Genomic DNA, 16,504 nt, shown 5'->3' with positions numbered 1-16,504 from the left:
GATCCAGGGCCGCGACTGACGTTTCCCCACGACCAGACCAACGAGCGGACAAGCCAACAGTCACATGATCAACCGCTTCTGTTAGGACCTCTAAGAGGACGCCGTCGCCGCGCCCGGCTGGACGGGGCCGGCGATGTGGCTGCACGCCGATCTGCATCCGGCCAACGTCCTCACCGCGGACGGCACCTTCTGCGGCGTGATCGACTTCGGCGACCTCTGCGCGGGCGACCCGGCCTGCGACCTCGCCGCCGCGTGGATACTGCTGCCGGACGGCGCCGCCGACCGCTTCTATGACGCCTATCAGCCAAGCCCGGACGCAGCGACCCGGCGCCGCGCCCGCGGCTGGGCGGTACTGAAAGCCCTCGCCTGCATCCTCATCGGAGAGGCCGGCGTCCACGGCCGCCCGGGCGGCAAGCCCACCTGGGGCCCACCCGGCCACGCCACACTGCGGCGCCTCATCGCAACAGCCAGCCCCTGATCACGCCCCCCCTCCGGCAGCCAAACACCTACACCTGCACGGCATGCGGAATGGTGAGCCGACGGGACAAGGACTCCGTACGCGTGATGCTCGTCCGGTGCACGGTCAGCGAGCAGGCTGATGACCGAGGTGGTGTATGCGTGAGCGCTGCCCACCGAGGCACCGAAGCCGACGGCGATCTGGGCGAGCGTGTCGTGAGCCACTCGACCAGCGCGTGGGGCAGGTCGAGTGCGGCAGAGTACGCAGAACCGGTCACTCGGCCCGTCGCCCGGACGCGAACTCCCGCAGCTTGTCGACGGAAGCGTTGAACCTGTCGCGGTCGCCCACGGTCGGCCCGGACGACGTGTACTGCCACATCGTGTACGTCGACCAGCCTGCCGGCAGTTCCCCCGCCGACGAGGCGTACCGGGCCACCCACAGAGGGTTGGTGGAGCCGAAGCCCTTGTAGCCACCGGTGCAGCTGGTCCACCAGTTCGTGGCCGTGTAGATCACGGCGTCGCGACCGGTGCGGGATTTGTAGCGGTGCAGGAAGTCGCGGATCCAGGCGACCATGCCGCTCTTGGACTTGCCGTAGCAGGCGTCACCGTAGGGGTTCCACTCAATGTCGAGGGCGCCGGGCAGCGTCCGGCCGTCGCCGGACCAGCGTCCGCCGTGGTCGATGAAGTAGTCGGCCTGTGCGGCGCCGCCGCTGGAATCCGGCGCGGCGAAGTGGTACGCCCCGCGGACCATGCCGACGCCATAGGCGCCGTCGTACTGCTCGGCGAAGTAGGGGTTCTGATAGGACGTCCCCTCCGTGGCCTTCGTGTAGGCCCAGCGGGTGCCGCTGCTCCACAGGGTGGACCAGGCGACGCTGCCCTGGTAGCTGGCGACGTCGACGCCCTCGGTCTGGCCGGCCTCCATGGGCGGGGACACGGCGTCGGTCGGCGCGTCGATTCCGTCGTGGGCTTCGACGCCGATGCCCATGTAGGCGCGGCCGCGCTCGGGTTCAGGTTCGGCCGCCGAGTGCGCGGGCGGCATTGCGGACAGGGCAAGGACGAGGCCGGCCAGGGCCGCACCGAGACGCAGGCGCGAGCGGCCGTGCTGAGGAGGTTTGGAGCTTGGCACGCAATCCATCTGACCCCCGGGCGGGCGGCACCGCACGTCATGTACCGCCCAATGAACCATCCCCGGCGTCGGAGTACTCCAATGGGCGTGTGGGGCGGGCTTGCTTCAGCCGGTCCTTCGCGCCCTCGCGGAGCCGAGTGTGCGTGAGCCGGTGGTGTGCCGGCGGCCCGTGTACTGACCGGGCCCCGCGTGGCCGCGCTTGCGGCGATATCGTCGCTGTCGTTTCCAGCTGTTCGTGCACTGACCGCATGCCCGCGCAGGAGGAGGTACTGGTCGGTGATGCCGACGACGAGGACGCGTCCTGCAGGGCTGTTCGTCGGCTTGTGCACGCTGGACGTCATCCAGCTCGTGGACCACGCGCCGGCTTCCAACGAGAAACTTACGGCTCGTGAGCAGGTCGTCGCGGCAGGCGGTCCGGCGGCGAACGCGGCCGCGGCCTTCAGCCACCTGGGTGGCACGGCCGGGCTGCTCACCGCGATCGGCTCCCATCCCCTGGGGCTTGGGGTCACAGCGGACCTCGACCGCCTGGGCGTGGCCGTGTCGGACCTGGCAGCGGACTCGGCCGAGCCACCGGCCGTGTCTTCCATTCTGGTGACCGCGTCCAGCGGGGAACGCGCCGTCGCCTCGACCAATGCGACGGGCCGCCGGCTCGCCCCGTGCGACGATCTTGACGCGTTGGTGGCCGCGTGCGACATCGCAGAGTTCGACGGCCATCACATGGAACTGGCCGTGGCCGCTGCCCGGCTCGCGCATGGCGTCGGCCGTCCGACCGTCCTCGACGGGGGCAGCTGGAAGGACGGCACGCAGAACCTGTTGCCCTTCATCGACGTGGCCGTCTGCTCGGCCGACTTCCGCCCGCCCGGCGCGAGCACGCCGACGGACACGTTGCAGTTCCTGCGGGAGCACGGGGTCGTCTGGTCGGCGGTCAGCCGGGGAGGGCTGCCCATCGTGTGGGCCGGCCCCGACGGCGGTGGCACGGTGGACGTGCCCACGGTCAGGGTGGCGGACACGCTGGGGGCGGGTGATGTTCTGCACGGGGCCCTTGCCCATCACCTCGCGGTTCAGGGCCTGGCGGGTCCGGGCCACCTGACGTCGGAGGGCTTCGTGCAGGCCCTGCGCGGTGCGGCCGGGGTGGCCTCGCGGGCGTGTGCGTCGTTCGGCACCCGGGCCTGGATGCAAGGAGGGTGAGGCCGCACCGGACGTGGGTGCACCCTACTCGACTTGTGGTTGATATTTCAAACGAGGATCCCGCGCAAGGGCGCCCGACAACACTCTGGTGCAGCTCATCCATCGCATGGATGTGCCGGATACGGGATTCGGATCGCGCCAAGCATGGCGGCCAGGGTCCGGACGGCCCATAGTCGTCCCTACCCGCACGCCGCTGTCCGGAGCAGCCGCCGTCGTGCGGCCGTCCCCTGCATGCCGTGCGTCGATGGCGTCGCTGACAGGCATGCCCGCTTCCGTACACCGTCCCTGGAGTCGCCATGCCCGGTTCCGTCCCGTCGCCGTCTCCCACCGCGGTCGACGACGCCGCTTCGTCGCCCGTAGCCGTCTCGGGTCCGGCTCATCTGCTGCGTGTGACCGTGCTGATGGCGGGCAGTTGTCTGCCGATCCTGGGGGCGGTGCTCATCGCCCCGGTGCTGCCGAAGATGCAGGACCACTTCGGATCCGTCCCGGGTGCCAAGGCGCTGGTGCCGCTCGCGCTGACCGTTCCGGCGCTGGCGCTGGCACTGTTGGCCCCGTTCGCCGGCGTGATCGTGGACCGGCTCGGCCGCAAGCGTCTGCTGATCGTGGCGACCCTGCTGTACGCCCTGTTCGGCACCGCCCCGCTCTGGCTGGACTCGCTCGGCGCCATCATCGCCAGCCGCGCCCTGGTGGGTGTCACCGAGGCCGCGATCATGACGTGCTGCACCACGCTGATCGGTGACTACTACTCAGGCCGGCAGCGGGTGAAGTACCTCGCCCTGCAGACCATGTGTGCCTCCGCGTCGGCCACCGTCTTCTTCGTGCTCGGCGGCGCCGCCGGATCGGCGGGCTGGCGCGTGCCCTTCTGGGTGTACGCCGTGAGTCTGGCGCTCGCCCCGCTGATGGTGACCGCCCTGCCCAACCCGGCTGCACGCCCGGCCGCCGTCGAGGCACCGGCCCAGGTGGAGACCCGACGGCCCTTCCCCTGGCGGCAGTTGGGGGGCATCTGCGGCCTGACCTTCTTCGGCGCGATGGTCTTCTACACCGTCCCGGTGGAGATGTCGTACCTGCTCGACGACCTCGGAGTGGAGAACTCCGGTGTGATCGGTCTGGCCACGGCGATCGCCAGTGCCGCCACCGTGGGCGGAGCGGTCACCTTCGCCCGTCTCAAGCGCTCCCCGGATCCGATGCTGCCGGCCGTTCTCGCCGTCTGTGCCGTCGGCTTCGGGGTGATGTTCCTCGCGGGCAACGCGCCGCTGCTGGTCGCCGGAGCGCTGATCAACTGTGTGGGCACGGGCATGCTGCTGCCCGCCCTGCTCACCAGCGCCATGTCCCGGCTGGCCTTCGAGGACCGCGGCCGCGGCACGGGGCTGTGGACGGCGTCCTTCTTCGGTGGCGAGTTCGTCTGCCCGCTGGTGCTGCTCGCCGGAGAGTCGGCGGTGGGCAGCCTCGCCGGCGCCGTGGGCGTACTGGGGCTGACCGCCGCCCTCGTCGCAGCGGGACTGCTGGCGGCCCGCCGCCGCGCGACCACCGTCGACTCCCGGCCACTGCCGGAGCAACTGGCCTGAGCACGGGCACGCCGAGAACCACGGGCGCGTCGCTCAGCGGCCGACGCCGGGCCGGAACACAGCCGCCCCGGCGCCCGCGGGCCGGCAGCCCACCGCCGTCGGCCCTCGGCCATGGCCCGAACGACCGGCCTGATCCCGCACACGCACACCCACCGTCACAGACACGTCATCCGCCGGCCGGCGCCGAGCCGGGTCACGGCCGGCCCGGCGTCGGCCCGGCGCCCTGTACGCCGGGAACGGCCCTCGCGTGGGCGTTGTCCGTCAGTGTCGCGCCGACCTCCGCGGCCTTCTGCCGGAGCCAGATGTGGGCCGCGTCCTGGGCGTGCACCGGGTGCCACCACATCGCCTCCTGCACGGGTACGGCCTCGAAGGGGCACGGCAGGACGCGTACCGCGGCGGAGCGGACCGCTCTGCGGGCCAGGCGCTCCTGGATCATCGCGACCCGGCTGGTGCCCTCGACCATGTGGGGCAGCAGCTGGAAGGTCTGCACGGACACCTCCACCCGGGGGCTGATGCCGATCATGCTGAGCTGGCGGGCGGCCGGGGCGTCGTAGGGGCGCTGGTAGACCGCCCAGGGCAGCTGCGAGAGCTGGTCGAGGGAGAGTTCGTCGCCGACCTCCTGGTTGTCGTCGGCGACCATGCACAGCCAGCGGTCCCGGTGGACGTCGACGAAGGGGAAGCCGTCGATGATGCCGTGCGGCAGCAACAGGCCGTCGACGGTGCTCAGCACCGTGGCGGTGTTCTCCACCACCGCGGGCGTCGAATGCTGGAAGGTGAGCCGGATGCCCGGCGCCTCCTGGTGCAGTGCGCGGGCCAGCGCGGAGCCGAACACCGCCGCGCCGTAGTCGGAGCAGAGCAGCGTGAACTCGCGTGTCTCGGCTGCCGGGTCGAAGTCCGCCTGGCTGGCGAAGACCCGCTCCAGCAGATCGCACGCGGTCGCGCTGCGGTCCCGCAGCGCCACCCCGAGCGGCGTCAGTTCGTAGTTGTTGCCTGTGCGGGCGAGCAATTCGTCGTCGAAATGGCGGCGCAGCCGGGACAGCGCCGCGCTCATCGCGGGCTGGCTCAGCCCGACGCGCTCGCCGGCCCGGGTCACGTTGCGCTCCTCCAGCAGCGCGCGCAGGGCTACAACCAGGTTGAGGTCGAGTCGGGACAGGTTCACCGGGCACCACCTATGCACCACAGGGCCATCCACGCCATGGATCCAGTACATCCACAGGATTGATTTCCGTGATTGGCCGATCGGGGCCAGAGTAGACCGCATCCCAGCAGGAGGACATCTCATGGCAACACTCGCGCAACCTGCCGGCCCGTTCGCGCTCGGCACGTTCTCGCTTCCGGACTCAGAGCCGTTCCCCGGTCTCCTGGCGAAGGGCCGGGTCCTTGACCTGACCGGAGCCCTGGCCTGGGCGCCGTCCGAGGTGCGCGCCGTGGTGGAGCGGTGGGAGGAAGCCCTCCCCGTGCTGCACGTCCTGGCGGACGAGGAAGCCCTCGACTGGCAGCCCCTGGAGGGCCTGCGGGTGCACGCCCCGCTGGAGCCCCGCCAGATCTTCCAGTCCGGCGCCAACTACCGCCAGCACGTGATCGACCTGGAGGTCGCCCACCGCTCCCCCGACGACCCGCGCACGGTCGAGGAGGCACGTGCGGAGATCGCCGCGGTCATGGACCGCCGGGCCGCCGAGGATCTGCCTTACGTGTTCATCGGCCTGCCCAGCACGGTCGCGGGACCGTACGACGACGTCGTACTGCCCGCATGGGCGCAGCAGCCGGACTGGGAGCTGGAGTTGGCGGCCGTCATCGCCAAGCCGGCCCACCGGGTGTCCGTCGAGGAGGCCCTGCAGTACGTCGCCGGGTACACGATCGCCAACGATCTCACCGACCGGGCCACCGTCTTCCGCAGGGACATGAAGGCCATCGGCACCGACTGGCTGCGCTGCAAGAACGCACCGGGCTTCACGCCGCTCGGCCCGTGGCTGGTACCGGCCGAGTCGATCGCCGACCCGGGAGATCTACGGGTCACGCTCAAGCTCAACGGCGAGACCATGCAGGACGAGTCCACCAAGGACATGCTGTTCGGGGTCGCGCGCCTGGTGTCGTACATCTCCCAGACCGCTCAACTCCTGCCGGGTGACCTGGTGTTGACCGGCAGCCCGGCCGGAAACGGCATCCACTGGGGACGGTTGCTGCGCGACGGCGACGTGATGGAGGGGTCCATCACCGGTCTGGGTGTGCAGCGCACCCGATGCATCGGGGAAGCGCTGTGAACCGCCGCGACCCCGAGGGCGCGATCGCCGAGGCCGCCAAGGCGTACTCCAACTGGGGGCGTTGGGGCGAGGATGACGTGCTCGGCACGCTGAACTTCCTCGACGAGGCCAAGCGCCGTGAGGGCGCCGCCCTGGTGCGGCGGGGTGTGAGTTTCTCGCTGTCGCAGCGGTTCGACATGAACGGCCCGCAGAAGGGCTGGCGTCGGCGGACCAACCCCGTGCACACCATGCTCGACACCGGGACCGACGCGGCCCTGGGCAACCAGGGCTTCCCGCATGGCATCGGCGGCGCCGACGACGTGATCGCCATGCCGTTGCAGTGCTCCACCCAGTGGGACGGCCTCGGCCACATCTTCGACCACGGTTTCGCCTGGAACGGGCGGCGCGCCGACAAGGTCGTCACCTCCGACGGCGACCTCGTCACCGGCATCGAGCACATGGCGCCGTACGTCGCCGGACGCGGCGTGCTCCTGGACGTGGGCCAAGTGGTCGGCGTGGACGGCGAGTTGCCCGACGGGTTCGCGATCACCGAGGCACATCTGACCGCGGCCGCCGAGGCGCACGGCGTGAGCGTCGGGCGCGGCGACATCGTCCTCGTACGGACCGGGCACCTCGCCCGCGCCCGGCGCGACGGCTGGGGCGACTACGCGGGCGGGCCCGCGCCGGGCCTGTCGTTCACCACCGCGGGCTGGCTGCACGGCACCGAGATCGCCGCGATCGCCACCGACACCTGGGGGTTCGAGGTACGGCCCAACGAGTTCGAGAACGCCTTCCAGCCGCTGCACCAGGTCGTCATCCCCAACGTAGGACTGCTGATCGGCGAGATGTGGGACCTCGACGCGCTCGCCGCGGACTGCGCCGGCGACGGCGTGTACGAGTTCTGGCTCACCGCCGCGCCGCTGCCCATCACCGGCGCCGTCGGCTCACCGGTGAACCCCATCGCCGTCAAGTAGCCCCCCCCCAAGCGCTCCGCAGGGGTACGGACCTGCATCGCTGTGCGGCTGAGCCGCATCCCCCGCCGCCCGAAGCCGTGCGGCCCGACCGGGAGGTATCCCCTACATGTCCGAACCCCATTCCCGTTCTGTCCTCGTCGTCGGCGGGGGCGCCTCCGGCAACTCCGTTGTGATCCTGCTGCGCCGCGCGGGCATCACGGTGGACCTGATCGAGGCCAGCCCCGACTGGCACTCCTCCACCGGCTCCGGCATCACCCTCCAGGGCAACGCCCTCAGGGTGCTGCGCGAGCTGGGCGTGTGGGAGCAGGTGAGCGCCTCCGGGTTCGCCTTCGGCTCGGTGGGGGTGACCGCCCCCGACGGCACCGTGCTGTTCGTCGCCGAGGACATCCAGACGGGCGGACCGGACCTGCCCGCCACTGTCGGCATGCAGCGCCCCCGGCTCCAGCAGATCCTGTCCGACGCGGTCCGCGCGTCCGGCGCCACCGTGCGCCTGGGCGTCACCGCCGAGTCCCTGGAGCAGGACGCCGACGGTGTCTCGGTGCGCTTCAGCGACGGGACCGACGGCCGTTACGACCTGGTCGTCGCCGCCGACGGCCTCAACTCTGCCACCCGCGCCGCGATCGGCATCACCGACAAGCCCGCACCGACCGGCATGGCCATCTGGCGCATCGCCGCCCCGCGCCCCGAGGGCCTGGAGCGCACCAACCTCGCCTACGGCGGCCCGGCCTACATCGCCGGATACTGCCCCACCAGCGACCACACCATCTACGCCTACGTGGTCGAGGGGTGCCGCAACCGTGCGTCGATCCCGCCGCAGTCGTACGCCGACGAGATGCGCGAGCTGGCACAGGGCTACGGCGGCTTCTGGCCCGAGATCGTGAAGCACATCGACGATCCGGCGAAGGTCAACTACACGTGGTTCGACCGCCACTTGGTGGAGGGCCCCTGGCACCGTGGCCGGGTCGTCCTGGTCGGGGACGCCGCCCACTGCTGCCCGCCCACCCTGGCGCAGGGCGCGGCGATGTCCCTCGAGGACGCCTCCGTCCTCTGCGAGCTGCTGGCCACCCGTGACGACTGGGACGACCAGCTCTTCACCGACTACCGGGACCGGCGGCTGCCCCGGGTGCGCATGGTCGTCGACGCCTCCGTGCAGCTCGGCCAGTGGACGCTCGACGGGGTGCGCGACGCGGACGTACCCGGGCTGATGGGCCGCACCATGAACGCACTGAAGGACCTCCCATGACCAATCCGACCGACCGCCTGCCGATACCGACGATCGACGTCCACGCGCACCTCCTGCTGCCGGAGATCGAGGAGGCCGTCGCCGGCCGGGCGGGCCTCGCCGCGGCCCGTGGGCTCGATGCCCGCCGCAACGGCCCAGAAGCCCTGACCGTGAACGGTCCCATGGTCGGCGCACGCGTTCCGAAGCTGACGGACGCCGCGGTGCGTCTGGCGGCCATGGACGCGCAGGGCGTGGACATCCAGCTGGTCAGCCCGTCGCCGTCGCACTACCACTACTGGGCGCAGCCCCAACTGGCCGAGCACATCTGCCGGTTGGCCAACGAGGGCACCGCCGCCCACTGTGCGAAGGCCCCGGACCGGCTGTTGGGCCTGGGCCTGGTGCCGCTCCAGCACCCCGACCTCGCGGTGGCCCTGCTCGACCATGCGCTGGAGCAGGGGCTGAGGGGCGTGGAGATCTCCTCGCACGCTCCCGGTCCGGGCGGGACCCGAGAGGTGGAACTCTCCGACCCGCGGCTGGCCGCCTTCTGGGCGCGGGCGGAGGAGACCGGCGCCCTGGTCTTCCTGCACCCGTTCGGCTGCACACTCGACGAGCGCCTGGACCAGTGGTACCTGTCCAACACGGTCGGGCAGCCGACGGAGAACGCGGTCGCGCTGTCCCATCTCATTTTCTCCGGCGTCCTGGACCGCCACCCGGGACTGAAGCTGATCGCGGCCCACGGCGGCGGCTATCTGCCCACCCACATCGGCCGCTCCGACCACGCCTGGCGGGTCCGCCCGGACGCCCAGGGCTGCGCACAGTTGCCGAGCAGCTATCTCAAGCAGCTCTACTTCGACTCCCTCGTCCACGACCCCCACGTACTGCGGGAGTTGCTGCGCGTCGCGGGCCCGGACCGGGTCCTGCTCGGCTCCGACTTCCCCTTCGACATGGGCACCGACGACCCGCTGGGTGCGCTGCGCGCGGCGGACCTGGCCGACCACGACTTCCACACCGTGCGGGGCGGCAACGCCGCCGACCTGCTGAACCTCGCCTGAGGAGGAACCCCCCATGGGCAACCGCCTGCTCACCCACCTGCGGCACGTCGACCTCGCCGTGCCCGACTACGACAAGCAGCTCGACTTCTACTCCGGAGTATGGGGTCTGACCAAGGTCGCCGAGGACTCCGGCATCTCCTTCCTGGCCGCCGAGGGCAGCCCCGAGCAGTATGTGATCCGCCTGCGCAAGGCCGACGAGAAGCGCCTCGACCTCGTGTCCTACGGTGCCGCGAGCGCGGCCGACGTGGACGCGCTCGCCGATCAACTCCTGGCCGACGGCGTGCAGTTGATCTCGCAGCCGGGCAAGGTGGACACCCCCGGCGGCGGTTACGGCTTCCGCTTCTTCGACGTCGACGGCCGCACCATCGAGGTCTCCGCCGACGTCCAGGTACGGCAGCACCGCAGGATCGAGGAGAAGGAGTCCATCCCGGTCAAGCTGTCGCACGTCGTCCTCAACTCCCCCGATCTGAACCGCACTCGGGAGTGGTACGAGCGCCACCTGGGCTTCCGCCACTCCGACACGCTCAGCTCGCCGCACATGGGCGAGGTCATGCACTTCATGCGGATCTCCAACCAGCACCACTCGATGGCCATCGCGCAGGGCCCGCACACCGCCCTGCACCATGTCTCCTTCGAGATGCGCGGCCTGGACGAGTACATGCGCGGCTCCGGGCGGGTGATGCGGGCCGGGATCCGCAAGATCTGGGGCCCCGGCCGCCACATGGCGGGCGACAACACCTTCACCTACTTCCTCGACCCGCACGGCAACACCGTCGAGTACACGACGGAGCTGGAGGTCCTGGACGAGGACACCTGGCACCCGCACGTCTACGACTTCTCCCAGCCCGAGGTCACCGACCAGTGGGGCACCGCGAACCCCATGAACGAACTGGTCGCCAAGGAGTCCTTCAACGACGTGGACCGCGGCGTCTTCGTCGCCCCGCCGGTCTGACCGGCACCCCCCGGTCACCGGGGGCGCGGCAGCCCTGTCATGCCCTGACTCCCCGCCGCGCCCCCGGTCCCGCTCCGCCCGCCCTCCCGCCGACAGGACCCTTCCATGCGTTTCGCCACCTACGAGTACCGCAACCGACGCCAAGTGGCCGTCGTCGAAGAGGACGGCACGCTCCACCCCCTGCCCGGCGTCGCCTCACTCACCGGGCTGCTCGCCGAGGGCGGCGGTCTGCCCGAACTGCTCGACGCGGGCTCCGCGATGACCGACGTGCCGGCCGGCCCCCATGTCTCGGACGTACGACTGCTGGCGCCGCTCCAGCCGCCCACCGTGCGGGACTTCGTCACCTTCGAGGAGCACGTCGAGGGCGTACGGCGGTCGGTGGACGGGAGCGCGGGCGTGCCCGAGCAGTGGTACGCGGCCCCCACGTTCTACTTCACCAACCCGTACGCGGTGTACGGCCCGGGCGACGACATCCCCGTGCCGCCGGGTTCGAGCATGCTGGACTTCGAGCTCGAGGTGGCCGCCGTGATCGGCAAGGAGGGCCGCGACCTCACGCCCGAGCAGGCGCGTGAGCACATCGTCGGCTACACCGTTCTCAACGACTGGTCCGCCCGCGACCTCCAGTCCGCCGAGATGCGGGTGGGGCTCGGCCCGTGCAAGGGCAAGGACACCGCCACCACCCTGGGTCCTTACCTGGTCACCGCCGACGAGTTGGACGAGTACCGCGACGAGGACGGATTCCTGCGGCTCGCTCTCACCGCCGCGGTGAACGGCGAGGTGGTCGGCAAGGATCTGCTGTCCAACATGAGCTGGACGTTCGAGGAGATGGTCGCCTACGCCTCGCGAGGGACCTGGGTGCGCCCCGGCGACGTCTTCGGCTCGGGCACCTGCGGCAACGGCGGCTGCCTCGCCGAGCTGTGGGGCGTGCGAGGCAGGCAGGACCCGCCGCCGCTGAAGCCCGGCGACACGGTCACGCTCACCGTCGAGGGCATCGGCAGTGTCTCCAACACCGTGGTGAGCGGCTCCGATCCGCTGCCGGTCCCGGTCGGCCGGCGCCGCTCGCGGGAGCGGCCGTGAGCGGCCTGCGTCCGAAGCGGCTGCTCGGCAAGGTCGTCGTGGTGACGGGGGCGGCCGGCGGACAGGGGGCCGCGGAGGCCGAGGCGCTCACCCGCGAAGGCGCCCACGTGATCCCCGCCGATGTGACGGAGGGGCCCGGCTGCCGCCGTCTCGACGTCACCAGCGAGCGGGACTGGGCCGAACTCGCCACCGAACTGCGGGAGTCGTACGGGCAGGTGCACGGCCTGGTCAACAACGCAGGCGTCACCTGGCGCGCCCGCATCGACGACGTACGCCCCGAGGACATGGCCCGCGTCCACGCCGTGAACGTCACCGGGCCGCTGCTGGGCATCCAGCACCTGGTGCCGCTGATGCGCGCGGGGGCGTCGATCGTGAACGTCGGTTCGTCGGCGGCGCTGACCGCCCACTACCCGGTCGCGTACACGGCCAGCAAGTGGTCCCTGCGCGGCCTGTCGAAGACCGCCGCCATGGAACTGGGGCCCCGCGGCATCCGCGTGAACACCGTCCACCCCGGCTTCATCGAGACGGACATGACCGCCTCCGCCGCGCCGGCCTTCCGGGAGGCGAACCTCCGCCTGACCCCGCTCGGCCGCACCGGCACGGTGGACGACATCACTCCGCTGGTCACCTTCCTCCTCTCCGACGACTCCGCCTTCATCACCGGCGCGGAGATCCCGGTGGACGGCGGCCTCACCTCCCACGGCGGCGCGATGCCGATCTCGGATGCCCTGCGCCGCGACGCCTGAAGCAGCAACAGCCCTGCGTCCGTCGCACCATCACCGATCTCGGCGAACTCGACATCGCGCCGGGGCCTGGTTTGGCGGAATGCGCGTCGTTACGCGTGTCCAGGAGGGCAGGGACCGTGCGTCCCTGCCCTCCGACGTTTCCCGGCCCGTTCCTACGACAGGGGCATGACCTTGCGGTACGTGAACACCGCGGCCGCCGCGACCACGACATGCATCAGGAGCAGCGCCCCGACGCCGGTCGCACCGCCGGCACCGAAGAGCAGGAAGTCGGGAACGAAGGACACCGCGACAAGGGTGGGCACCAGCCACCGCACGAGCGCCTCGGGATCCTTCGACACCTTGCGCACAATGGCCCAGCCGACGGCACCGGCCACCACGCCGATCGCCGTCAGGAATATGTACGAGGACGCCTTCAGCGGCTTGAAGTCGTCGGGCGCGCCCGCGGCCAGGGCGAGGAGAGCGAGCACCGCGTCCGCCGCGGAGGCCACCACGATCGCGGCGAGCACACCTCCCGCGACAACGAGCGGACCACGACGGACGGCGACTGCGTCGGAGGCAACAGACATGGCAACTCCAGGGAGGCAACTGCGGAGAGAGCTCCGCATATGTGTTTGAAGACTCAAACTCAAGTCTGGCCGAAGTTGCTTTAGGTTTCAAGCGTGGTCTCATGGTGCTGCGCAGGCAGCTCAGCCAGCGGGCTCTTGATCGGCCTGGCGCCATGCGGCGGCCCGTTCCTGCGCCACGTCGCGCAGGAGGCCGAGGAACACCTCCACCAGCGGTGTCAGCGTGGTGTCGGTCTGGGTGAGTGCGTGGAGCCGGCGGTGCAGGCGCGGTCGTACGAGCTCCCGGTGAGTGGTTCCCGGGACATGGGTGAGCGCCAGACGCGAGACCAGCGCCACGCCGCTGCCCGCCCCGACCAGCGCCTGGGCGACGTCGAAGGACTCCGTCTCGAAGCGCACTTTGGGGGTGAACCCCGCTTCCTTCGCAGCCCGGTCGAACTGTTCCCGGGCGGCATGGCCGGCGACGATCGTCACCCACGCCTCATTGCGCAGCTGCTCCAGACGAAGCGGGGCGGCGGGCGACGGTCCGGTGGCCAGCGGATGATCCGCGGGAAGGACCAGGACCAGCGGATCCCGCAGCAGAGAATGCGCGGCGACCTGCGGCGGAAACACGAATGAGTCGCTCCACGAGGCGACGACCGCCAGGTCGAGCCGGCTTGTTCCGATCGCCTCCGGCCCTTGCCCGGACACGAGGTCCACGACCGAGACGTCGGCGTCCGGATGGCGGTGGCGCAGTGCGACGAGCGCCGGCGGCACCAGGTGCAGGGCGGCCGCCTGGAACGCGCCGACGCGCAGCCGCAGCGACAGGTGACCCAGCAGTGCGGCCATGTCCGCCGCGGCCTTCTCCGTGGTCTCGTCGATGATCCGGCCGTGGACCGCGAGCATGGCGCCCGCCTCGGTGAGCCTCGCGCCACGCGGTCCACGGACGACGAGGGGCACCTGCCACTGGCGTTCCGCTCTGGCGACCTGCTGCGTCACCGCGGCGGGAGTGAGCCGGAGCGCCTCCGCCGCCGCGGTCAGCGAACCGAACTCCTCGATCAACGCGAGAAGCCGCAGCTGTCCGGGATCCACGAGCATGAAATCAGGTTAACGCTGTACCTATGGATCTTCACTTCACTTAAAACCGAGCGGCCGACAGTCTGAGTGATGAACCGACCGATGCCCACCCGCACCCCGGAAGGCCGTTGCCGTGCCCACCCATCTCACCGCGTTCCTGATCACCACGTGGCTGTTGGCCATGCTGCCCGGAGCCGGTCAGGCTCTCATGATCCGTCAGGTGCTGACGGGCGGTCTGCGCGCGGCGCGGGGCACGATCGCGGGCAATGCGAGCGGGTTGTTGGTCTGGTCCGTGGCTGCTGCGGCCGGCCTGTCGGCCGTGCTGCTGGCCAGTCCTCATGCTTACGCCGCCGTGCGCATCGTGGGCGGAGTCGTCCTGGTGGTCCTCGGTGTGAGCACGTTGCGCACCGCCCGCTCGGCTCGTGCCGCAGCCAGCGAGCCCTCGGCCGCCGAGCCCACGGGCCGCACCGGCTTCTGGGGCGGCTACCTCACGGGGCTCGGAACGTGTCTCGGCAATCCCAAGGCGGGCGTGTTCGCCGTGTCGGTCCTGCCGCAGTTCGTCACCACGTCCGGCCCCGTCTTCCTGTCGAGCATCGCCCTCGGCGTGGTCTGGGCCCTGGTGAACGCCTGCTGGTATCTGTTGTTCACCTGGTTCGTGAACCGCGGCCGCGCGCTGGTCTCCAGGCCGGACGTGCAGCGGAGGCTGGGCATGGTCACGGGGGTCGTACTGCTCCTGCTCGGTGTGGCGGTCGCGGCGGGCGCCTGACCGGGGAGCACCGCCCCAGGCCGTGCCAGGTCGTCACCCTCGGCGCCCCCATCGCCCTGACCGCCGTGCAGTCCCTCTCGGACGCCGGCTCCAAGGCCAAGGTCGCCACCTTCGACCTCAACAAGGACCTCGTCGCCGCCATCCAGCAGGGCACCATCGAGTTCGCCGTCGACCAGCAGCCCTACCTCCAGGGCTACCTCGCCGTCGACTCCCTGTGGCTGTACAAGACCAACGGCAACTTCAGCGGCGGCTCCACCGCCCCCGTCCTCACCGGCCCCGCCTTCATCACCAAGGACAACGTCGACGCCGTCGCCAAGTTCGCAGCCAAGGGCACACGGTAACGGCCCGCTCCACCGCGCCCGGATCCGCATCACGTGCTCGCCCCGGAACGTACGTCCGCCTCTCTCAGGCCGACGGTTCCGGGGCCGGCCCGCTGGTGCCCCGGACCACCAGCTTGGGGTCCAGGACCGCCTCCCGCGGTTCCAGCTCCGGCTTCTCCAGCCGCTCCACGGCGAACCGCACGGCGTGCTCCGCCATGAGCCGCGCGTCCTGGCGCACAGTGGTCAATCCGATCGGCATCAGATGGGAAAGATGGCTGTCGTCGTATCCGACGACGGACACGTCGCGCGGAACTTCGAGGCCGGCCCGGGTCAGGGCCATCAACAGGCCCCACGCACAACGGTCGTTGCCCGCGAGGACGGCCGTCGGCAGGAGCAGACCCTGGTCGCGCTCCGCCACGAGCAGGCGTCCGGTCTCGATCCCGGACTGCTCGGTGTGCTCACCGGGAATCACCCGCACTTCCGCCTCCAGCCCGTGGCGGCGCATCGCAGCCCGGTAGGCTCGCCGACGGTCGGCCGACCCGGGGCCGCGGCCGCCGTCGATGTGCACGATCCGGCGGTGGCCCAGTTCGACGAGGTGGTCCATCGCCTGCCGTACGCCCTTGCCCTCGGCGCTGTGCACGAAGTCCACGCGGGCGCGCGGCACCCTGCGGCTCACCGAGACGGTGACCGCACGCTGCCCGAGCTCGTCGAGGTAGGCGGGCTCCGCGTCGGGGCCGAGCAGGATCAGCGCCTCGCAGCGGTGGCCGAGCAGGGCCTCGACGGCCTTGGCCTCGCTGCGCGCCTCGGCGGACGCGGAGAGCAGCACGTCGTAGCCGAGCCGTTCCGCCTCCGGGTAGATCCCTTCGATGAGGTCCGTGTGGAAGGTCTGGTGCACGGTGAACATCACACCGATCGTGCGGCTGCGCCCGCGCGCCAGCAGTCGGGCCGCACTGTCGGGGCGGTAGCCGATCTCGTCCGCGACCCGCAGCACCCGCCGCCGGGTCTCCTCGCTGGCCCCCGGCTGGTTGCGGAACACGATCGAGACGAGCGCCCGGGAGACGCCCGCCTTCTCGGCGACGTCCGCCATCGTGGGCCGCTGCTTGCCCGATGTATCCACGTGTGAACCCACCCTCCGACAGCGCCCACCTTAACGGGCGGTCGAGAAATCTCCCGGCAACAAGCTATTGACATGACATTTGGACAC

General features: G+C 70.9%; 15 protein-coding genes and 2 pseudogenes. 12 read left to right on the top strand and 5 right to left on the bottom strand.

Annotation, left to right across the window (positions count from 1 at the left end):
• Positions 1–94: 94 nt before the first annotated feature.
• Positions 95–478: pseudogene (locus ACFY10_RS51650) on the top strand (phosphotransferase); the annotation flags it as partial.
• Positions 479–730: 252 nt separating this feature from the next.
• On the opposite strand, the gene ACFY10_RS51645 reads toward ACFY10_RS51650, so the two are convergent.
• Positions 731–1,591: a lysozyme gene (locus ACFY10_RS51645; protein WP_390672379.1), complete on the bottom strand. Its 861-nt coding sequence runs from the start codon at positions 1,589–1,591 to the stop codon at positions 731–733.
• A 270-nt stretch (positions 1,592–1,861) separates the two neighbouring features.
• Between ACFY10_RS51645 and ACFY10_RS51640 the strand changes: the two genes are divergently transcribed.
• Entirely contained in the window at positions 1,862–2,770 is a 909-nt protein-coding gene (locus ACFY10_RS51640; protein WP_390672378.1) for a PfkB family carbohydrate kinase, read from the top strand.
• Between the two features lie 296 nt (positions 2,771–3,066).
• Complete coding sequence (locus ACFY10_RS51635) at positions 3,067–4,335, top strand: MFS transporter (RefSeq protein ID WP_390672377.1); 1,269 nt, start codon at positions 3,067–3,069, stop codon at positions 4,333–4,335.
• A 193-nt stretch (positions 4,336–4,528) separates the two neighbouring features.
• Here ACFY10_RS51635 and ACFY10_RS51630 read toward each other — a convergent pair whose 3' ends face one another.
• Positions 4,529–5,494 (bottom strand): LysR family transcriptional regulator, encoded by a 966-nt coding sequence (locus tag ACFY10_RS51630; protein ID WP_390672376.1) that lies wholly within the window; start codon positions 5,492–5,494, stop codon positions 4,529–4,531.
• A gap of 121 nt (positions 5,495–5,615) precedes the next feature.
• Here ACFY10_RS51630 and ACFY10_RS51625 point away from each other — a divergent pair, with 121 nt between their 5' ends.
• The 7 genes from ACFY10_RS51625 (at position 5,616) to ACFY10_RS51595 (ending at position 12,598) form a co-directional block, all read left to right on the top strand.
• Complete coding sequence (locus ACFY10_RS51625) at positions 5,616–6,596, top strand: fumarylacetoacetate hydrolase family protein (RefSeq protein ID WP_390672375.1); 981 nt, start codon at positions 5,616–5,618, stop codon at positions 6,594–6,596.
• Complete coding sequence (locus tag ACFY10_RS51620; protein ID WP_390672374.1) at positions 6,575–7,549, top strand: cyclase family protein; 975 nt, start codon at positions 6,575–6,577, stop codon at positions 7,547–7,549. Before ACFY10_RS51625 ends, ACFY10_RS51620 begins: the two co-directional genes overlap by 22 nt.
• Before the next feature lie 106 nt (positions 7,550–7,655).
• A complete protein-coding gene (locus tag ACFY10_RS51615; protein ID WP_390672373.1) occupies positions 7,656–8,792 on the top strand; it encodes an FAD-dependent oxidoreductase in 1,137 nt (378 codons plus the stop codon).
• On the top strand, positions 8,789–9,823 hold the full coding sequence (locus tag ACFY10_RS51610) for an amidohydrolase family protein (protein ID WP_390672372.1): 1,035 nt from the start codon (positions 8,789–8,791) through the stop codon (positions 9,821–9,823). Before ACFY10_RS51615 ends, ACFY10_RS51610 begins: the two co-directional genes overlap by 4 nt.
• 13 nt (positions 9,824–9,836) lie before the next feature.
• Positions 9,837–10,775, top strand: coding sequence for a VOC family protein (locus ACFY10_RS51605; protein ID WP_390672371.1), 939 nt, complete (start codon positions 9,837–9,839; stop codon positions 10,773–10,775).
• A 105-nt stretch (positions 10,776–10,880) separates the two neighbouring features.
• Positions 10,881–11,852, top strand: coding sequence for a fumarylacetoacetate hydrolase family protein (locus tag ACFY10_RS51600; protein WP_390672370.1), 972 nt, complete (start codon positions 10,881–10,883; stop codon positions 11,850–11,852).
• Positions 11,849–12,598 carry an SDR family NAD(P)-dependent oxidoreductase gene (locus ACFY10_RS51595; RefSeq protein WP_390672369.1) on the top strand — a complete coding sequence of 250 codons (750 nt, stop codon included), beginning with the start codon at positions 11,849–11,851 and terminating at the stop codon, positions 12,596–12,598. Before ACFY10_RS51600 ends, ACFY10_RS51595 begins: the two co-directional genes overlap by 4 nt.
• 152 nt (positions 12,599–12,750) lie before the next feature.
• On the opposite strand, the gene ACFY10_RS51590 is transcribed toward ACFY10_RS51595, so the two are convergent.
• Together ACFY10_RS51590 and ACFY10_RS51585 are read right to left on the bottom strand one after the other, a co-directional pair.
• Complete coding sequence (locus tag ACFY10_RS51590) at positions 12,751–13,164, bottom strand: DUF6069 family protein (protein ID WP_390672368.1); 414 nt, start codon at positions 13,162–13,164, stop codon at positions 12,751–12,753.
• Positions 13,165–13,284: 120 nt separating this feature from the next.
• The gene (locus tag ACFY10_RS51585; protein ID WP_390672367.1) at positions 13,285–14,235 is read right to left on the bottom strand and encodes a LysR family transcriptional regulator; all 951 of its coding nucleotides are present in this window, start codon (positions 14,233–14,235) and stop codon (positions 13,285–13,287) included.
• Between the two features lie 112 nt (positions 14,236–14,347).
• Between ACFY10_RS51585 and ACFY10_RS51580 the strand changes: the two genes are divergently transcribed.
• Positions 14,348–14,980 carry a LysE family translocator gene (locus ACFY10_RS51580; RefSeq protein ID WP_390672366.1) on the top strand — a complete coding sequence of 211 codons (633 nt, stop codon included), beginning with the start codon at positions 14,348–14,350 and terminating at the stop codon, positions 14,978–14,980.
• A 26-nt stretch (positions 14,981–15,006) separates the two neighbouring features.
• Positions 15,007–15,321, top strand: a pseudogene (locus ACFY10_RS51575) (substrate-binding domain-containing protein); the annotation flags it as partial.
• Positions 15,322–15,385: 64 nt separating this feature from the next.
• Here the strand turns inward: ACFY10_RS51575 and ACFY10_RS51570 are convergent.
• The gene (locus ACFY10_RS51570) at positions 15,386–16,387 is read right to left on the bottom strand and encodes a LacI family DNA-binding transcriptional regulator (RefSeq protein WP_390672380.1); all 1,002 of its coding nucleotides are present in this window, start codon (positions 16,385–16,387) and stop codon (positions 15,386–15,388) included.
• Positions 16,388–16,504: the final 117 nt, after the last annotated feature.

It is taken from the genome of Streptomyces sp. NPDC001401 (assembly GCF_042895385.1).
Lineage (GTDB): Bacteria > Actinomycetota > Actinomycetes > Streptomycetales > Streptomycetaceae > Streptomyces.
This window is presented reverse-complemented; position numbering and strand designations above follow the sequence as displayed.